The 16,896-nt window shown below is 63.6% G+C and carries 13 protein-coding genes and 2 pseudogenes; 8 read left to right on the top strand and 7 right to left on the bottom strand.

Annotated features, from left to right (window positions below; genetic code table 11):
• Positions 1–10 precede the first annotated feature (10 nt).
• Genes tssL through tagF form a run of 3 tightly spaced genes read left to right on the top strand, consistent with a single transcriptional unit; the run spans position 11 to position 5,492 of the window.
• Positions 11–1,372 carry a type VI secretion system protein TssL, long form gene (gene tssL / locus JWR14_RS04045; RefSeq protein ID WP_299701727.1) on the top strand — a complete coding sequence of 454 codons (1,362 nt, stop codon included), beginning with the start codon at positions 11–13 and terminating at the stop codon, positions 1,370–1,372.
• Entirely contained in the window at positions 1,369–4,947 is a 3,579-nt protein-coding gene (tssM, locus tag JWR14_RS04040; protein ID WP_299701724.1) for a type VI secretion system membrane subunit TssM, read from the top strand. The genes tssL and tssM overlap by 4 nt, the downstream gene beginning before the upstream one ends.
• Positions 4,944–5,492, top strand: a complete 549-nt coding sequence (gene tagF, locus JWR14_RS04035) for a type VI secretion system-associated protein TagF (protein ID WP_299701721.1) — start codon at positions 4,944–4,946, stop codon at positions 5,490–5,492. The genes tssM and tagF overlap by 4 nt, the downstream gene beginning before the upstream one ends.
• Here the strand turns inward: tagF and JWR14_RS04030 are convergent.
• The 7 genes from JWR14_RS04030 to JWR14_RS04000 all read right to left on the bottom strand — a co-directional run bounded on the left by JWR14_RS04030 (position 5,489) and on the right by JWR14_RS04000 (position 12,765).
• Entirely contained in the window at positions 5,489–6,880 is a 1,392-nt protein-coding gene (locus tag JWR14_RS04030) for a serine/threonine-protein kinase (RefSeq protein WP_299701718.1), read from the bottom strand. The two genes, tagF and JWR14_RS04030, sit on opposite strands and share 4 nt — an antisense overlap.
• 3 nt (positions 6,881–6,883) lie before the next feature.
• Complete coding sequence (locus JWR14_RS04025) at positions 6,884–7,777, bottom strand: DUF3365 domain-containing protein (protein ID WP_299701715.1); 894 nt, start codon at positions 7,775–7,777, stop codon at positions 6,884–6,886.
• 32 nt (positions 7,778–7,809) lie between these two features.
• The gene (locus tag JWR14_RS04020; RefSeq protein WP_299701712.1) at positions 7,810–8,652 is read right to left on the bottom strand and encodes a hypothetical protein; all 843 of its coding nucleotides are present in this window, start codon (positions 8,650–8,652) and stop codon (positions 7,810–7,812) included.
• Positions 8,653–8,721: 69 nt separating this feature from the next.
• Positions 8,722–9,729, bottom strand: a complete 1,008-nt coding sequence (locus JWR14_RS04015) for an anti-sigma factor (protein ID WP_299701709.1) — start codon at positions 9,727–9,729, stop codon at positions 8,722–8,724.
• A gap of 301 nt (positions 9,730–10,030) precedes the next feature.
• Positions 10,031–10,942 (bottom strand): anti-sigma factor, encoded by a 912-nt coding sequence (locus JWR14_RS04010; protein ID WP_299701706.1) that lies wholly within the window; start codon positions 10,940–10,942, stop codon positions 10,031–10,033.
• Complete coding sequence (locus tag JWR14_RS04005) at positions 10,939–11,484, bottom strand: RNA polymerase sigma factor (RefSeq protein ID WP_299701703.1); 546 nt, start codon at positions 11,482–11,484, stop codon at positions 10,939–10,941. Before JWR14_RS04005 ends, JWR14_RS04010 begins: the two co-directional genes overlap by 4 nt.
• 207 nt (positions 11,485–11,691) lie before the next feature.
• On the bottom strand, positions 11,692–12,765 hold the full coding sequence (locus JWR14_RS04000; protein WP_299701700.1) for a catalase family peroxidase: 1,074 nt from the start codon (positions 12,763–12,765) through the stop codon (positions 11,692–11,694).
• 234 nt (positions 12,766–12,999) lie between these two features.
• On the opposite strand from JWR14_RS04000, the gene JWR14_RS03995 reads away from it, so the two are divergent.
• The 5 genes and pseudogenes from JWR14_RS03995 to JWR14_RS03975 all read left to right on the top strand — a co-directional run.
• Positions 13,000–13,704: a hypothetical protein gene (locus JWR14_RS03995; RefSeq protein ID WP_299701697.1), complete on the top strand. Its 705-nt coding sequence runs from the start codon at positions 13,000–13,002 to the stop codon at positions 13,702–13,704.
• 331 nt (positions 13,705–14,035) lie between these two features.
• Positions 14,036–14,479, top strand: coding sequence for a universal stress protein (locus JWR14_RS03990; RefSeq protein WP_299701694.1), 444 nt, complete (start codon positions 14,036–14,038; stop codon positions 14,477–14,479).
• A 166-nt stretch (positions 14,480–14,645) separates the two neighbouring features.
• Positions 14,646–16,217, top strand: a complete 1,572-nt coding sequence (locus tag JWR14_RS03985) for a class I adenylate-forming enzyme family protein (protein ID WP_299701691.1) — start codon at positions 14,646–14,648, stop codon at positions 16,215–16,217.
• 190 nt (positions 16,218–16,407) lie between these two features.
• Positions 16,408–16,587: pseudogene (locus JWR14_RS03980) on the top strand (transposase domain-containing protein); the annotation flags it as partial.
• Between the two features lie 216 nt (positions 16,588–16,803).
• Positions 16,804–16,896: pseudogene (locus JWR14_RS03975) on the top strand (IS5/IS1182 family transposase); the annotation flags it as partial.

Below are 16,896 nucleotides of genomic sequence, written 5' to 3'. Positions count from 1 at the left end.
GGATACCGAAATGACCAACGACACCGATCCGACACTTGACGACGCGGATTTTCTCGACACCGCGCGCACCATCAGAATGCCGACGCCGGGCCGTGGGCGCGAACGAGAGCGCAACTCCGCCAAGCCCGATGCGAGGCTGCAAGGCAGGCGGGAAGCGCTCACACCGCTCACACCGCTCGCGCCTCTCGATCCTTCGCTAGCCGGACGCAATCCGCTTTTGCGGGCGGCCAATCCGCTCCTTGAACTCGCGTTGCCGCTGCGGCGGCTCACGACGCATCCGGACCTCGACGGCTTGCGCACGCAACTGATCCAGATGATGCGCCGCTTCGAAGCCGATGGCCGCGCCTTCGGCGTGCCCGATGCGCAACTCGGCCCCGCGCGCTATTGCCTGTGCACGTTCATCGACGAGTCGATCGCGGCGACGCCGTGGGGCGCGGGCGTGTGGGGACGGCGCAGCCTGCTCGTGACGTTTCATAACGAAGCATCGGGTGGCGAACGGCTCTTCGTGATCCTGCAGCGCCTCGTGCAGACCCCGGCAGTCGACATCGACATGCTCGAGCTGATCTACGTGATGCTCGCGCTTGGCTTCGACGGACGCTACCGGCTAATCGATGGCGGCAAGACGCAGCTCGACGTGATCCGCGAGCGGCTCGAGCAGATGATCCGCACGCAGCGCGGCACGATCGAACGCGCGCTCTCGCCGCACTGGCAGCCCGCGGCGCGCGAGCGCAAGCGGCTGCTGCAGTTCGTGCCGCTGTGGGTCGCGTTGGCGCTAGCCGGGGCCGTCCTGATGGCAGCGAGCCTCGTGCTCGGCATTCGCATCAACGACTTCTCCGACCCGGTCTTCGCCTCCATGCGCGCGATTCGCGTCGCGCCCGCGCCGGTGCTGGCAGCGAAGACGAGCGCCGCGCCCAGGGTCTCGGCGGCGCTCGCCGGATTCCTTGCGCCGGAGATCGCGCAAGGACTCGTCTCGGTCAGCGAGTCCGCCGACCGGACCACCGTGACGATCAACAACTCGGCCGAAGGCACGCAGCTCTTCGCATCGGGCAGCGCGGAGCTCGACGCGCACTTCGCGCCGTTGATGCAGCGCATTGCGCAGGCCTTGCAGGACAAGCCCGGCAACATTGTCGTGATCGGGCATACGGACAACCAGCGCATCGTGTCGGCGCGGTTCCCGTCCAACGTCGCGCTGTCGCAGGCACGCGCGGACACGGTGCGGGCCATCATCGCCGCGAAGCTGGAGACGCCTTCGCGCGTCACGGCCGAAGGCCGCGGCGACACTGAACCGGTTGCATCGAATGACAGCCCGGCCGGACGCGCGAGGAACCGGCGCGTGACCATCGACATTCTTTCGCCAGGAGCAGCGCCATGAAGTGGTTGAGCGGATTGAAGAGACCGGCAGCGCTATCGCTTGCCGGCGTGCTGGCGCTGTCGGCGCTCGTGTGGTTCGAAGGTCCATTGTTCGCATTCGATGGCCACGCGCCGCTCGAAAGCGAATCGCGCCGCTGGACAGCCGTTGCGCTCATCTTCGCGTGCTGGGCGCTATGGTGGGGCATACGCTTTGTGAAGACGCGCATCGCGAGCTCGAACTTTGTGCGCGGGCTCGTCGCCGATGCGCTCGATCCGGCGAATCGCGAGCCAAGTCCCGCGCGCAAGGCCGCGGCTGCCGACCTCGCGATCTTGCGCACGCGCTTCGAAGAGGCCATGAAAACGCTTCGGCACGTGCAGGGGTCGTCGGCAGACAAAGGCAAAATGCGCGGCGTTTTTTCATGGCTCAATCTACGCCGCCGGACGCTCTACGACTTGCCCTGGTACATGTTCGTCGGCGCGCCGGGCGCGGGCAAGACGACCGCGCTGGTGCACTCGGGCCTGCGGTTTCCGCTCGCGGACCGGCTTGGCGCGCAGGCGATCGGCGGCGTCGGCGGTACGCGTCACTGCGACTGGTGGTTCACTGACGACGCCGTGCTCCTCGACACCGCGGGCCGCTTCACGACGCAGGACAGTCACGAGGAAGCCGATCGTGGCGCATGGCTCGGCTTTCTCTCCTTGCTGCGCAAGTATCGCCCGCGCCGCCCGCTGAACGGCGTGATGGCGGTCGTGTCGGCGTCCGATCTGTTGCAACAGTCCGACGAGGCGCGCGCGAAACATGCCGCGGCCGTGCGCGAACGCCTCGCCGAATTGAACCGGCAACTGGGCGTGCAATTACCGGTCTATGTCGTCGTCACAAAAACCGACATGCTCGCCGGTTTCGCCGAATTTTTCGACGACTTCGGCCGCGACGAGCGCGAGCAGGTCTGGGGCGTCACGTTCCCGCTGGCGGATCGCGAGGAGGTCGCGAACGCTATGAACGCTGCGAACGCCGACGTGAACGCCGGCTCCCCGCTGCAGCGTTTCCCCGATGAATTCCGTTTGCTGCATCGGCGGTTGCAGGATCGCGTGCTGCAGCGCATGCAGCAGGAGACGGACGTTCGCCGGCGAGCGCTGATCTACGCTTTCCCACAGCAGTTCGCGGGCATCGAAGGCGCGTTGCAGCGCTTCCTCGGGGACGCGTTCGGTGAATCGCGTTTCGCTCGCGCCGCCATGCTTCGCGGCGTCTACTTCACGAGCGGGACGCAGACCGGCAGGCCGCTCGACCGGATGATGAGTTCGATGGCGGCATCGCTCGGACTTCAGCGCGAGGTGTTGCTGACGGATTCATCGAGCGGGCGCGCTTACTTCGTCAAGCGCCTGCTTCGCGATGTGATCTTCGAGGAAGCGGGCATTGCGGGCAGCAATCCGCGCGTGGAGCGCCGCCGCGCGCGTTTTCAGCAGGTGGCGATCGGTGTGATCGGCGTGTTGCTGGCGGCGGGTTTGATCGGCCTTTTCGCGAGCGATCGGGCGAACCGCCGCTTCGTCGATGAAAGCCGCCAGCAGATTGCCGCGCTGACGCAGCGCGCGCAGCAGACGACGGCCGGCGACGATCCGCTGGCGGTAGTGCCGCTGCTCGACGCCGCGCGCGATCTGCCCGGCGGCGAGGCCGAGCGCTCGGCGGGCCGTGACCCGTGGTGGGCGAAGCTCGGCCTCGACCAGCGGCAGAAGCTCGGACTGGAAGCGCAGCGCGTGTATCAGCGCCTGTTGCGCCAGACGCTGCTGCCGATCGTCGTGCAGCGCATGGAAGAACAACTGCGCCGCGGCGACGCTGACAGCGCGGCCACGCAATACGAGGCGCTGCGGGCGTATCTGATGCTCGGCGATCCGACGCACTTCGACCCGGCTGCGCTGCGCGTCTGGGCGATGCACGCCTGGCAGCGCGGCGCGCTTCAGAACGCGACGGACGCGCAGCGCGCCAGCATCGACCGGCATCTGGAAGCCTTGTTCCGCCGGGGGCAATTCGATTCGAACCTGCCGCTCGACCAGAACCTGATTGCGCAGGCGCGGGCCACGCTGAATCGCGTGCCGCTCGCGCAGCGTCTCGATGGCCGCATCGAGCAACAACTGGCGCAGCTTCGCCTGCCGGACTTCACCATCGCGAAAGCCGCCGGACCGAGCGGCCTGCTAGTGTTCGTGAGGAAGAGCGGAGCGCCGCTCACGCAAGGAGTCGATGGCGCCTACACGCGCACAGGCTTTGACGCGTTCGTGCGCTTGCGTGAGGCCGCGCTCGCCAATGTGTCGAAGGACGACTGGGTGCTCGGCCGTGCAGAGGCACATCCCGATCCCGGCAACACGGAGGCGCTACGTGCTGCGTTGACCCGGCTCTACAGCGAGGAAACGATTCGCCAATGGGATGGCCTGCTCGCCGATGTGGGTGTCGTGCCGTTTGCCACGCCGGATCAGGGCGCGCGCATTGCGAATCTGCTGGGATCGCCGGCATCGCCGTTGCGCGGCCTGATTCAGGCCGCCGCGCGCGAGACGACGTTCACTCCGGCGCCCGCACCGCCGGGCAAGCTGGATGCGCTCAGGCAGAACGTCGGCCGGGCGCTGGAGGCAGGAGCAGGAGCGGGAGCGGGGGAAGCACCGGCGCCCACACTCGTCGATACCCATTATCAGCCGCTGCACGACCTGGCCGGTCCGGCGCTCGATGAAGCCATTAACGCTTTCAAGGACGCGGCCGCCACGCTGCAGGCCGACGACACCGCGCGCAAGCAGTCATTGCCGTTGCCCGCGACGGGTCCGCTCGATCGCCTGAAGTTGCTTTCACAGAACGCGCCCGCGCCGCTCGCGGCCGTGCTTCAAGGCGTGGCCGGCAACTCGGATACCGTCCAGCTTCAGAGCGAGCGCGCACAACTGCGCGCGCTCTGGGCGGCGAGCGTGGCGCCCGCGTGCAGGCAGGCGCTCGACGGGCGCTTTCCGCTCGTGAGGACGTCGACGCGCGACGCCGCGCCGGACGACTTCGCGCGCATCCTGGCGCCGGGTGGCCTTATCGATGACTTCTTCCAGAAGAATCTGCAGAATCGCGTGGATACTTCCGGCGCCGTGTGGCAATGGCGGCCGGAAGCGAAATCGCTTGGCATTCCTGATGATGTTCCCGTTCAATTCCAGAACGCGGCAATGCTGCGCGACGCATTGTTCCGCGACGGCGGCCGGGATGTCTCGGTGCGCTTCACGGTGAAGGTCGCGTCGGTCGATCCGTCGCTCAACCGCTTTGTGCTCGATATCGACGGTCAGCAACTCATCGCGCCGAGCGACGCGCCGAACGCCACTGCCGCGTTCCAGTGGCCGAGTGGAAAAGGCACGGCGCAGGCGCACGTCGAGCTCGACCCGGCGCAAGGCACGCCGCCGCGCGCGGACGGACCGTGGGCGCTGTTTCATCTCTTCGATGCCGCGCGCATCCAGCAGTCCGGTCAAGCCGATCACTTCAACGTGTCCTTCGATGGGGGCCGCGTGTCGCTCGCGCTCGTCGCGAACAGCGTGAACAATCCGTTTCGCGCGGGCGTGCTCGACCGCTTTCGTTGCCCCGCCTCGCTATGAAACCTGACGATCGGATGAGCGCGGGCTTCTACGGCAAAGTCCGCACGCACGGCGATTTCGTTGGGCGAGGCTTGTCCGCCGGATTTCTGGCGCTTTGGGATGCATGGCTGCAGCGTGGCCTTGTTGCCGCTCGCGAGCGCTATGCCGACGACTGGCTGAGCCGATATCTCGCCATGCCCGTGTGGTGCTTCTCGACGCGGCGCGGGGTGATCGCCGAAGACGCGCACACCGGCGTTTTGATGCCGGGCATCGATGCGGTTGGACGCTACTTTCCGTTCGTGATCGCGCGCCCGGTCGATGTCGACGCATGCGTGAGCGCTTCATCGTGGCATGCCGATGCCGCGGCGCTCGCGCTATCCACCCTGAAGCCGGCCTTTTCACTGACAGAGCTCGAGGCGTCATTGACGGCATTACGGGTGCAGTCATCCGGCGTCGCGTCGCGCGCGGCAGACAGCGTATGGTGGTCCGATGCGGGTGAGATCGTGCATCGGCATGACGGGCCGTTCGATACCGCGTTGTTCCTGCGCCTGCTCGATGCCGGTTAGTCGTGCTCTTTCTCCCACTCGCTGCGTAGCGCGTCGCGGTCTTTCTGTTGCGGCACGGCATCGAGCAGACGCGCATGGAACGTGTGCAGATCGGGGGCGCTCGCAGCCGCACGGCGCACAATGACGCGTGCGATCGGGCCCAGATAAATCGTGAGCCGGCGCGTGGCGTCGCTCACCTGCTCGACGCTGATCTTTTGCGCCGGCAGCGCGCGCGAAGAACCGGCATCCAGTTGCGACAAAAGGGAATCGAAATCGCGGCGCGCGTCGTCGTCGGGAAGGTACGTGGCGAGCCGCTCGCGTAGCGCGTTGACATCCACTGCGCTGGCAGACGCACGCCGCAGCAGCAAGGTCGCCACCGGGCCTACGTGACTGGCGAGCCGCTCCTCCAGTTGCGCGATCCATTCGGGCGGCCAATTTCTCGATACCCCGGACGCTTTGGATGCTCCTGACGCGGGCGCTGCATCGAGCGTGGCAGCGGGACTCGCATAGCCGAGCACGGTGCGCTCGGCGTCCTCGTTATCGGCGGCGAGTTCAGCAAGCAACTTGTCGCGCCATTCGCGCGCGGAAGCGAAGCGGTCTTCGGGACGTTTCGACAACGCTTTCATCAGCATCGCGTCGATATAGCCCGGCAGATCCGGCACAAGGGAGCTTGGCGCGGGCGGCGAATCGTTGAGGATCTTTTGCATGACCGCGCTTGGCGTTCCTGTGAACGGGCACACGCAGGTCAGCATTTCATAGAGGACGACAGCCGCCGAAAACAGGTCGGCGCGCGCATCGACGGCATCGCCGGTGAATTGCTCTGGCGACATATAGCTTGGCGTGCCGAGCATCGTGCCGGATTGCGTCAGGTACGACGTGTCGAGATGCGCAATGCCGAAATCTGCAACCTTGCATTCGCCACGCTGCGCGATGAGCAGATTGGCCGGCTTGATGTCGCGATGAACGATCCCCGCATTGTGAGCATAATCGAGCGCGTCGAGTAGCTGTACGAACCATCTCAGCGCACGCGGCGAACCCATGCGCGAGCCGGCGCGTACGTGCTGAGCGAGACGCGCAGCCAGGCTTTCGCCGCGCACGTATTCCATCGTGATGAAAGCGGTATCGCCGGCTTCGCCGTAGTCGTACACCGCCACGATGTTCGGATGAACGAGACGGCCAGCTGCCCGCGCCTCGTTCAGGAAACGGGCGGTGAGATCGTGCGTGGATTCGTCCGGCGTTTCACCCGGCCTTTCATCGGCCGTGAGTTCCCGCCGGATGGTCTTCAGCGCCACCTGGCGTTCTATATGCGGATCGAACGCCAGATAGACGACGCCCATCGCGCCACGCCCGAGTATTCGTTCGATGACGTAGCGGCCAAGCCGCGCGGGGAAGTCGGCCGGGGAGGGCACGGCTCAGGCCTCTTCTTCGTCGAGGATCCTGAACGCCTCGACGAGACTCGTCTGCATACGTCCGAACGACACGGCAAGCGATGCGATCTCGTCCGATCCGCCCGTTGGCAAGGGCGTCGCACCGAGCTTGCCGAGGCTCATTTCATCGGCGGCGCGCGACAGCGACTGGATCGGCCGCGTGATCAGCAGATGCATCATCACATTCATCACGATCAGTACGACCGCGAACACGCCGCCGAGCGACAGCATGAACGCGCGCCAGATCGCGCGGCCGCGCTCGATCGGCTGTGCCATGGGAACCGACACGAATTCCGCGCCGATCACTTCGTTCATCGGCCAGTTGAAGCCGTTCGCGGAGCCGTACTTGTCCAGCATGGTGGCGGGAGCCGCGCTCGGATTGCTGTGACATTGCATGCAGGCGGGATCGGTGATGCGGCTCGGGCGCGCGAGAAACAGCGTGCGGCCGCCGGGCGAATCGCGCTGGCCGGTCAGCTCCTTGAGTCCGGGCCGGTCATGCAGATGGCTGATGACATCGGCTTCCCAATCGGTGGGGCGGTCGCGCGGATTGGTCGGGTTGACCATCGTCGACTTGTACGAGAAATTAGGGAAATCCTTCTGCAGCAGATTGAGCATTTCGATCGCCGAAAAAGCGGGTATGGATTCCGGCACGAACCGGTATTTGATCTGCGTCGCGAGGAGCGGCGTGATGTGCGCGGCCGTGTAGTTCTGCATCGATGCCGCTGCGCTGATGAGCACGTTGGCGTCATGAACAGTTTCCTCAAGCGCCTGCTTTTGCAGAAGGCGATCCGAAACGATGCCGGCCGCGACAAGCCCGATCGAAAAGATGAGCAGGAACACGAGGTTGAATTTGACGCTGAGCGAAAGCTTGAGTTTCATGGCGTGTCGTAAGGGATTGTGTCGCGGCGTTATTATGGATAACGAATTGTTCTATTGACGGCGCGCGTGGGCGGATAAAGGAACACGCGCCAGTCGGGCAGCGCATTCAGATGGCTCTCGATCGATGCGCGGAACGCGCTGTCGGCGAGCCGTGTGTGAAAGCGCGCGGCAAAGCGCTTGCGCGCGGGAAGCGTGCTCGTGAGCCACGGCGCGATGTCGTCGTACGTGATTGGTCGCAGCGGCTTCAAGGCGGCGCTGGAAGGCGTGGCGTCGGTGGGGAGCGGCTGCAACGCATCGCGAAACGCGGCCGGCATGGCAGCAAGGAACGCGCTCGATGGCCGCGGCAGAATGTGGGCGGGCGCGCTGCCGGAGAGCTTGGCGAAGCTGCCCGCATTGATCGTCAGCGGCGGTTTTAAGGCGAGCGTTTGCACACCGCTTTCGCTGAACACGGCGATATCGCCTGTATCGTCGGGCGTGGCGACGATTGCCGCCGCGCTCGTGCTCAGGCGAATGGCGCCGCGCTCCGTCTCTACGACCCGTTGGGGACACGACGCAGCCTTGCACGCATAAGCGATCTTCATCCAGCCGCGCAGCAAGGCGATGTGGCCATCCGCCTGCAGCATCACGCGTGATTGCGCACCGAGTGCGACGAGCGTGCCGTCGTCATCCTGAATCTGCGTGACGCCTTGTTGCGACAACAGAACCAGGTCGTCGGCGCGCAAGGATTCGCCCGCGCCGGGTGCGAACACGTTCGTCGCACGTACCACAGTAACCGGAGAATCCGCGCTGACGAGCGTCCAGGCCGCGCGTGCGGGCGAGGATAGCGCAGCCAGCAACACAAACCCCAAGGTCCATGTCCGCAGTCGATAAGCCATGTGCTTTGCTCGCAAGTTGACGATGCCGGGTAACGCCGGCCTCTTCAACACAACAGCGAAGCGCGCGAATTATTCCGTGGCCGGAAGAACTGGCTTGTCGAGGGCGGCAAGCGGAATGGGTGCGGGCAGGGAACCGAAGAGCGGTGCGGCACGGCGGGTGGAAATGCTGTCGCCCAGTGCGTTCATATCGATGCCGTGGGGCGGCCCGATCAGCGCGTAACCGAGTTCGGATTGACGCCAGGTGACGACCGTCATCGACGCAACATGCCGAGTCGTCAGTCCCGCGTCGGGCTTGGCCTCCTTCATCACGCACAAGGCGACGGGCGCGCCTCGTTCGGGCAGATACACGATCTGGACGAGCGGTTTGTCGTTGAAACGCAGGCGCTGCACGCGCTTGAACGTGAGGCCGTAAGCGCTGAGATCTGGAATGCGAACGGCGAGGCCATCGTCGTCGCGAATCTGCGCGGCAGTTTTCGCGCTCAGCGCGGGATCGGCTTCGACATTGGCGAGCGTGTCGCGAGAATAGAGCCGCTGATAGCCGGCAGCGGCCGCGACCCAGGGCGACACCCCAGTTCCCATCGACGCGACCCATGCGCCTGGCATTGACGCGGGTCCGGCACCGGCGCCGTTCCCGAGGCGCAGTACGAGCCCGCAGGCGAACGCACCTGCGACGAACGCAACGGCGAGCCGCGCGGGCGCGATGCGCAAGCGCGAGCGGATTGTCGCTGACACCGTGTCGCTGACAGGATGCGGCACGACCGCGTCGTTGGCGCTCGCATCGCTCCCGGGCGGCGCGGCCGCGCCTTGCCGGCTCGGTGACTTGCTCCGCGCGGGATCTCGCGCAGCCTTTTTCGCCGCGTGTGCCATGTCGCCAATCCGCGCGCTCAGGCTTTCAGGCACCGGCGGCAGAGCCTGCTGCGCGAAAGCTTCAACATAGGGCAAACGCGACGCCTTGAGCCTCGCGACGCGTTGCATCGCGTCGGAGGAGCCGCTCAGCGCGCGCTTCACGGCTTCGCGCTCGCGGGCCGGCAGTGTGCCGTCCACGTAGGCCATCAATTCGATGTCGTCCGGATTCATAAGGCCTGTCTTCGCTCTTCGCGGGTTGGGGCACCTCGCCCCGACCCGCATGACGCCATAAGGGCTAATGACATAACACCTGTGGCTTTACATTATTCCATCGGGTTTTCAGGTTTTTGTTCGAACCCGCGTCGGCCGTTGAGCCGCGTGGTACGGGACTGCGTTCTGGTGGGTTGCCAGCGCCTGAGTATTTCGTCTAACGCACGCCCGGTCGCAGTAAAGGCTTACTGCAATGGCTTACTGCAATTCGCCGCGCCACTGCCCGATGCGTCGCTGTCGCGCGACGCGCTCGGGCATGCCGTCATCCGGACGTGGGCCGGTCGATCGGCGAGGCATCGCTGAAAAGCGGAGCCATGTCGAGATTGGAGATGCGCTTGCCCAGCGCGGCGAAATCGACGTCGCCCGGCTTCCCGATAAGCGCATAGCTCAGTTCCGCCTGCCGCCACGTCGCGACGTTCATTGCATCGACCGTCTTCGTCGCAACCGGCTGGTCCGGCTTGGGGTCTTTCATCACGCACAGCGCAATGGGCGGGCCATTTTGCGGCAGATAGACGATCTGCACGAGCGGCTTGTTGTTGAAGCGCAGGCGTTGCACTGACTTGAACGTCAGCCCGGCGCTCGTCAGGTCCGGAATGCGCAGGGCGAGCCGGTCGTCGCTGCGGATATCCTTGACGATGTTCGCGGCGGCCGCCGGATCTTCCTGCGTGTACGCGACGGTGTCGCGCGTGTACAGCTTCTGGTAACCGACCGCCGCCGCTACCCAAGGCGACACGTCGGCGTTGGCGGCCATCTGCGCGCCACCGCTTGAAAACGGGCTCGAAAACGGGCTTGCAAGCGGGCCGAGCCGCACGAACGTTCCGCAGGCGAAAGCCCCGGCCACGCAGGCCGCGGCCAGCCAGACCGGCACGCCGCGCAAGCGCGAGCGCACGGGTTCGGAGAGCGCTTTTTCGCTGGGGGGCAGGGCCGGGTCGTTCGATTCCAGGGCGCGATGCGCGCGGACCATCTCGTCGACCTTGAGCTTCAGCGAATCAGGCACCCGCGGGAGATTCTGTTGTGCGAAAGCGCCCTCGAAATCGAGTCGCGAAGCGCGCAACAGCGCGACCTTTTCCCTTGCTTCGGAGGACGCGCGCAGTTGTGCTTCGACCGCGCGGCGACCCTCGGGCGACAGTTCGCCATCTACGTAACCGAGAAGTTGAGCGTCGTCAGCCATCATGCGATTGAATCCTTTTGTGTCTTCGCGGGCCGGGTTTTCGGCGTCTCGCCGCCAAGCAGCGCGCCGACCGCCTGGCGCGCGCGCGACAGGCGGCTCATGACCGTGCCGATAGGCACCTCGAGCACGTCGGCGGCTTCCTGGTAGCTCAGGCCTTCGACGGCGACAAGCAGCATCACAGCGCGCTGCGCCTCCGGCAAGCGTTCGACAGCGTCGATGATCTGCCCGTGCATCAATTGCGTTTCGGGACCCTTGTCGACAGGGTCGGGAAGATTCTCGAGGAAGTCGTCGTCCCAATCAAAACTCGACCGTTTGCGCACGCTGCGGGCGCGCAGTTCGTTGATCCAGGTTGAATGGACAATCGAGAACATCCAGCTCAACGGAGCCGTGCCGGGCTGAAGCTGATGAGCACGTTCGAGCCCGCGCAGGCAGGCGCGCTGCACGAGATCCTCGGCGTCATGCTGGTCGCCCGACAGGCGAAGCGCGAACGCCCACAAGCGCGGCAGCATTTCGGGAAGCATGCTCGGTAAATCTGCGTCGTTCATTGAACGAAAATCTCCCATGTTCCCCGAGACGTGTTCGACAGCACGGCGAACACCGCACTGCGAACGCGTTCACCTCACAAAAAATGCACTACCGTTCGCCATCGTTTTTTTTCGCCACGAAGTTCGAACGGCGTAGTTTAACTTGAGACCGAATAACGTGTGAAAGCGGTCTTCAATGCATCAATGAAGGTCTCGATGCCGCCCTCGCTAACGCCGATGCGTGCCAACGCCCGCCTCTTCGCGCGTTCGCCGGTCGAACGAAACCGCGTAGGCCGCCGAGCGCGCGGCAAGCAGCGGATCGTCCGATGGCGTGATGCCATGGGGGAGGATCAGCGGATCGAAATTGATGTCCCGGCAGCCGCCGTCGATCTGGCTCTCGGCGCGCTCGATCACGATCTTGCCGGCGTCCACCCGATGCAATTCGCGCGCGGGAGGCCATGCGCGCGTTGCGTCGTCGACCGGGTCCCCCGGGTCTGCCGGCGTCAGCATGAGGCGCCAGGAAACGGTGCCGGCCTGCAAGCGCAGGCTGAGATCATGCGCGAGAAAGTCGGGATCGCGCGCCGGGTTAGTACGGTCGTTCGACGGCGCATAAGGCGTGTCGGGCACGACACTCCAGCGGACGAAGCGCGTGTTGCCATTGGCGTCGGCGAAACGGAACGCGTCGATGCTGAAGTAACTCGCATTATAGAAAGCCGAGGAAGGCGGATGGGTATCGATCCACTGGCGAAAGGCCATTGTTTCGGGGTGCTTCGCAAGGAACGCGTTCAGTTTCGCGGGGTCCGGCCGCCCGGTCCGCGCATCCGGGCGCAGAGCCACCAGTTGTTCGTATAGCGCCTGTGGCGTGGCAACTGCGAAGATCGGCACGGAGTTCATTGCCGTGCGCCATTGCTCTCCGTTGCGCACTGAGAAGAGCAGGGCAAAGCTGCGCACGGACGCTTCGGCGTCGTCCTGGGAGGGATCGCCGCCCGGCGCCGAGAAACGCCCGATCACGGGCGTGCGGCCACGCTCGAACACGCTCGCACGCGAAAGCGCGGCGGCGCTGCCGTTGCTGTCGAAGTAGCCGCTCACGCACACACCCTTGGCATGATTGCGGCGAAAGCCGGCGTGCAGGCCCATGCTGTTCTCGAAGGCATCGATCATTCGGGCCGGTGTCAGCGTGGGCTCGCTGCCCGGCCAGTGAATCCAGCCCGCGACCCGCGCGAACGCTCCGGTGACAGCCGCAAGGACGAGTGCGATGAGGGCGTATCGGAGAACAAGCGACGATGGCTGGAGTGGGGACATGATGCAGCGTGACAGCGGATGCCGATCCGAAAAGTTAAGGAGTATAGGACAGGGTGCGCCTCGATGCATGGCCGCGCAATGGAATCTATTCGCGGCAAACCGGGGGTCTCGGTATCTTGTCGCCGTATCTCGTCTCCATCGCGTAGCGGAATAAAAAGGCTCATGGGGTGTTGAACAGAGACGCATGGCCCGACGTCGATATTTTCATGCCCCAACTTCTAAAGGAGAATCCGAGTGCTGCCGAATCACATCGTTACCTCGAACAGTTTGAGCCAGGCCTTCAAGTCGATTCTTGCGGCCAACCAGGGAAGGAATTGCGTCTGGGCCGTCGTCGAGCTATCCAGCTCGGCATCTGGAAACAGCGGTTATTGGGCTACGCACTCCACACAGAATGTCGTGCAGGTGATCGGCCAGGCTCTCAAGGACCGAATCGAACAGGCGGCCGTTCGGAACTCCGGGCAAGCGATCTCTGCGATGGATCGACGAAACATCAATGAGAAGATTGCGGCTGAGGTCGGGGTTCAGGGTCTGAGGGATAAGGTTGGCCACGCCGAGGAGAGACTGATCCTTGCATGGCCCGACATCATGGAAGACTACTCGCAAGCCCGCAATGGCGAGCAGCCCGACACGGCCAAGCTGTATCTGTCGGATAGCCCATGCACCCTCTACGACGGCAACAAGGCGAGCAATAACATTTCCGGCAAGCCGCCTTCCTGTTTCGCCAAGATCAATCTCCTGATTAACGAGAACGCTTCCATCACATCCTGGGCCATCTACTATCGGAAGCCATGGGGAATCTTGCAGACGAAGAAGCAAGGAAGAATGTCGCTGGATCAATGGAACAATGTTCAGGCTGGACAGGCGCTCGTCACAAGCAATGAAAGATATCAGGCGTTCAGCCCGGAGCTTGAAGCAACGGCAAAAGACGCTGGACTGTGAGCGGATTTCCCGGTGGTGCAGACGACGCGGGAACCGCCGCGATCGTCTCTGTCTGCGATGCACGCGAACGAACGTTTCCCGAGTGCGCGCAAAGAAACAGGCATGCAAAGAGGGAACGGTAATTCCGCAGTCCGAATTGCCCGATCCCCTTTCGCCTAATCGGTCCCTTTGGCTCTGAATCGTCCTTCTCTGAACATCTGTTGTTGCAGTCTTATTCCGCGCCGCGTGCGACAAAAAGAATTGCGCTTTTTCTGGAATACCGCGTCCCCCAGGATGTTATGGAAATTACAGATCCGGCGAAACTTCCTTCGTCGCACGACCGAGAGTCCCTATGCCTGACCACTACAATCTGCTCGTCTACTACGATGGATCACTTGAATCCAAATCGGCATTACTGCGCGCGACACGTCTGGGGTGTGCGTTAGCCGCTACCGTTCATGTTCTCTCGGTGATGGATATTGGCTCGGCTATCGGCAGCAGTGTCGGATACGTATCGGACATGGCGTGTGTGCAGATGGAAGGCGCGACAAAGCGGCTCCTGGAGGAAGCGCTGGATCATTTGAGAGAGAGCGGAACGGTTGCGCGCGGATACATCGCGGCAGGTAACGTGGTTGATAGCATGGCCAAGTATGCAGGCCTGGTCAACGCGGACCTGCTTGTGCTGGGTCACCGGAATCCGCGTGGACTGGCAAGGTGGTGGGCCCAGCCATCGCACCACGCGGAGCTGGTGAAACGTGCCGCAGGGCGTGCCGTTATTACCGTGCCGCTGGACTAGATGATGGCGCTGGATATACATGCCGTTGTCATCGGCGTGGGGAACGAGATTGGAGGTTGCAGGTTGAAGGTTGGCCGCAGCGCAAGCGCCGGAATAAAGTGCGAGCGTTGCTTGTTCTGAAGACACGCCTGTCATCGACAGCCAATCGACCTTCTGGAACACCGCCATGTCTTGTCCCGCCATTCCCTTCCAATCCAACCAGACGCCGCGACTCGTTACATTGCACGAACGCCTGTTCGAGTCTGCCGCAGCCCGCCCCGATGCCATTGCGCTGATCGCCGGAAATAACACGTGGACCTATGATCGTCTGGCACGGTACGTCAGACGCTTTTCACAAGCCCTCCTCGTTCAGGGTCTGAGACCGGGCGATCGCGTCGCACTGCATCTGACGAACAAACTGGAAACCGTCGCCGCATTTTACGCGTGCATGTTGACCGGCATGATTGCGGTACCGCTGAATACCCGGCTCACCCGTACGGAACTCGAGCCGCAGTTGCGACGGCTGCAGGTTTCGTTGTATCTGGGTCAGATTGATCTATACGGCGCGATTGCCGGGATGGATGCTTCCATTCTCGATGCCGACAAGCGGTTTCTTGTCGACGGTTCGGATCGCGACACGGGCGCCCGGGCATGGTGCGAGTTGGTCGCGCAGCAGGCGGACGAGGTGCGATTCGCGCCGGTGTGCGTCGATGAACCGGCGCTTCTCCTGTCAACGTCCGGCACGACGGGAGAACCCAAGTTCGTCACGCATACCCTGCGCACGGTGTCCGCGATGATGCAGGCATGCCAGGCCATTGCGTTGAGACCGTACGATGTCGCGCTGATTGCCACGCCGATGATGCATGGGGCAGGGCTGTTCACTGCACTGACCACCTTAGCCACAGGCGGTACCTGCGTTCTGATGGACCGGTTCGAGCCAGCAGCCGCGCTCGACCTGATAGAACTGCACCGTTGCACGATGCTGATGTGGTTGCCGTTCATGTATTCGGAGGCGATCGCCCGGCAGATCGTGCAGCCACGCAACGTCACGTCGCTGGGCACCTGCCTCGTCGGAGGCGACACGACGCCGCCGAGTCTGCAGGAAGAGTTTTTGCGGGTGTTCGGCGTCCGGATGCGCAACTTTCTAGGAATGAGCGAAAGCGCGGGCACGTTCACCTATGGATTCGATATCGGGCCGGTGTGCCGCGCGGTCGACATGGACCGGGTCTGCCTCGTCGACGCAGAGGGCAACCCCGTCAAGCACGGCGAAGCGGGCGAACTGTTGCTGCGCGGGCCGAACATGTTCGTGGGCTACTGGCTCGGCCCCGGACGCATCGACGATGCACGCAAGGATGGCTGGTGGGCCACCGGCGATGTGCTGCGCCAGGACGAGGCCGGCGATTTCTGGTACGTCGCCAGAAAGAAAAACCTGATCATTCGTGGCGGGTCGAACATCTCGCCGACCGAAGTTGAGCATGCGCTTACTGTTCATCGCGGTGTGCGCGAGGCAGCGATAGTTGGAGTGCCGGACGCAGTCCTCGGTCAGCGCGTGATTGGGTTCGTTGAACTGAGCGAAGCCGCGACGGAGGTCGAGGACGTGTTGCGCGATCTGTCCACCAGGGTAGCGAGCTACAAGATGCCGGAGCGGCTCATCGTAGTTGACCAGTTGCCGCGCAATTCATTAGGTAAAGTGGACCGGGCCAGGCTGAAAGCAATCGGCGAGCTGGGGACCGGCTGTCGCCTTCGGTCTCGTGGGTGAGCAGGTGATTGGCGCTGCGACATTCAATGACCGGCTACACCTCGTCCACACGAGCTACGCTCCGGTCACGGGGCTGCTAGATCAGATGAAGGCGGAATTGTCAGGTGCCTTTAGCAACGTCTACTAACGGTCTTGCTGATCAGATTGGCGAGGGCGGGACGGGCGGACAGTTCATGCCGGACGTCGTGACGAGCGAGGCGCCGCCATCTACAGGTTGGCCGCGACCGCCAAACTCAACGGCCTCGATCTCGAGGCTTACCTGCGCCATATCTTCTCTCGCATTGCCGACCATCCGGTTAATAAGGTTAATCAGGTAAGCGAACTGTTTCCGTGGGCCGTTGCCGATCAGTGGCCCTGGTACGCCTCCTAACTTCGCTTTCTCCCTCTCCTAATCGCGATTCCCGTCAAGGACGACCTCGCTCGGACGCTCGCAATCATTCGTTTTCGCCGACGCAAATATTTCTTTTAGGTGCGGTTATAAGCCTACGAGTAATCAATTAGAGGCGGTTTCAAAAAGACGTGAAGGGGGCTGTTAACTTCATGGACATGCTGTTAACCTTTGTCATCGTGACGACGAGATCAAGGGATGGACAAGCCAATCATTGATGACGAATTATGGCGACGACTCGAACCGTTACTGCCCCAGCCGAAAGCTCGTCGCGAGAAGTTCCCTGGTCGC

Origin of the sequence: Caballeronia sp. (assembly GCF_028292365.1) — a bacterium.
GTDB lineage: Bacteria > Pseudomonadota > Gammaproteobacteria > Burkholderiales > Burkholderiaceae > Caballeronia.
Note: the sequence above shows the minus strand (reverse complement) of the source record. Positions and strands in the feature narration are given on the sequence as shown.

Bases quoted from the DNA above. Each gene is read 5' to 3' on its own strand.
- tssL (WP_299701727.1), top strand. From the start codon at position 11: ATGACCAACGACACCGATCCGACACTTGACGACGCGGATTTTCTCGAC.
- tssM (WP_299701724.1), top strand. From the start codon at position 1,369: ATGAAGTGGTTGAGCGGATTGAAGAGACCGGCAGCGCTATCGCTTGCC.
- tagF (WP_299701721.1), top strand. From the start codon at position 4,944: ATGAAACCTGACGATCGGATGAGCGCGGGCTTCTACGGCAAAGTCCGC.
- JWR14_RS04025 (WP_299701715.1), bottom strand. From the start codon at position 7,777: ATGAAACTCAAGCTTTCGCTCAGCGTCAAATTCAACCTCGTGTTCCTG.
- JWR14_RS04020 (WP_299701712.1), bottom strand. From the start codon at position 8,652: ATGGCTTATCGACTGCGGACATGGACCTTGGGGTTTGTGTTGCTGGCT.
- JWR14_RS04015 (WP_299701709.1), bottom strand. From the start codon at position 9,729: ATGAATCCGGACGACATCGAATTGATGGCCTACGTGGACGGCACACTG.
- JWR14_RS04010 (WP_299701706.1), bottom strand. From the start codon at position 10,942: ATGATGGCTGACGACGCTCAACTTCTCGGTTACGTAGATGGCGAACTG.
- JWR14_RS04005 (WP_299701703.1), bottom strand. From the start codon at position 11,484: ATGAACGACGCAGATTTACCGAGCATGCTTCCCGAAATGCTGCCGCGC.
- JWR14_RS04000 (WP_299701700.1), bottom strand. From the start codon at position 12,765: ATGTCCCCACTCCAGCCATCGTCGCTTGTTCTCCGATACGCCCTCATC.
- JWR14_RS03990 (WP_299701694.1), top strand. From the start codon at position 14,036: ATGCCTGACCACTACAATCTGCTCGTCTACTACGATGGATCACTTGAA.
- JWR14_RS03985 (WP_299701691.1), top strand. From the start codon at position 14,646: ATGTCTTGTCCCGCCATTCCCTTCCAATCCAACCAGACGCCGCGACTC.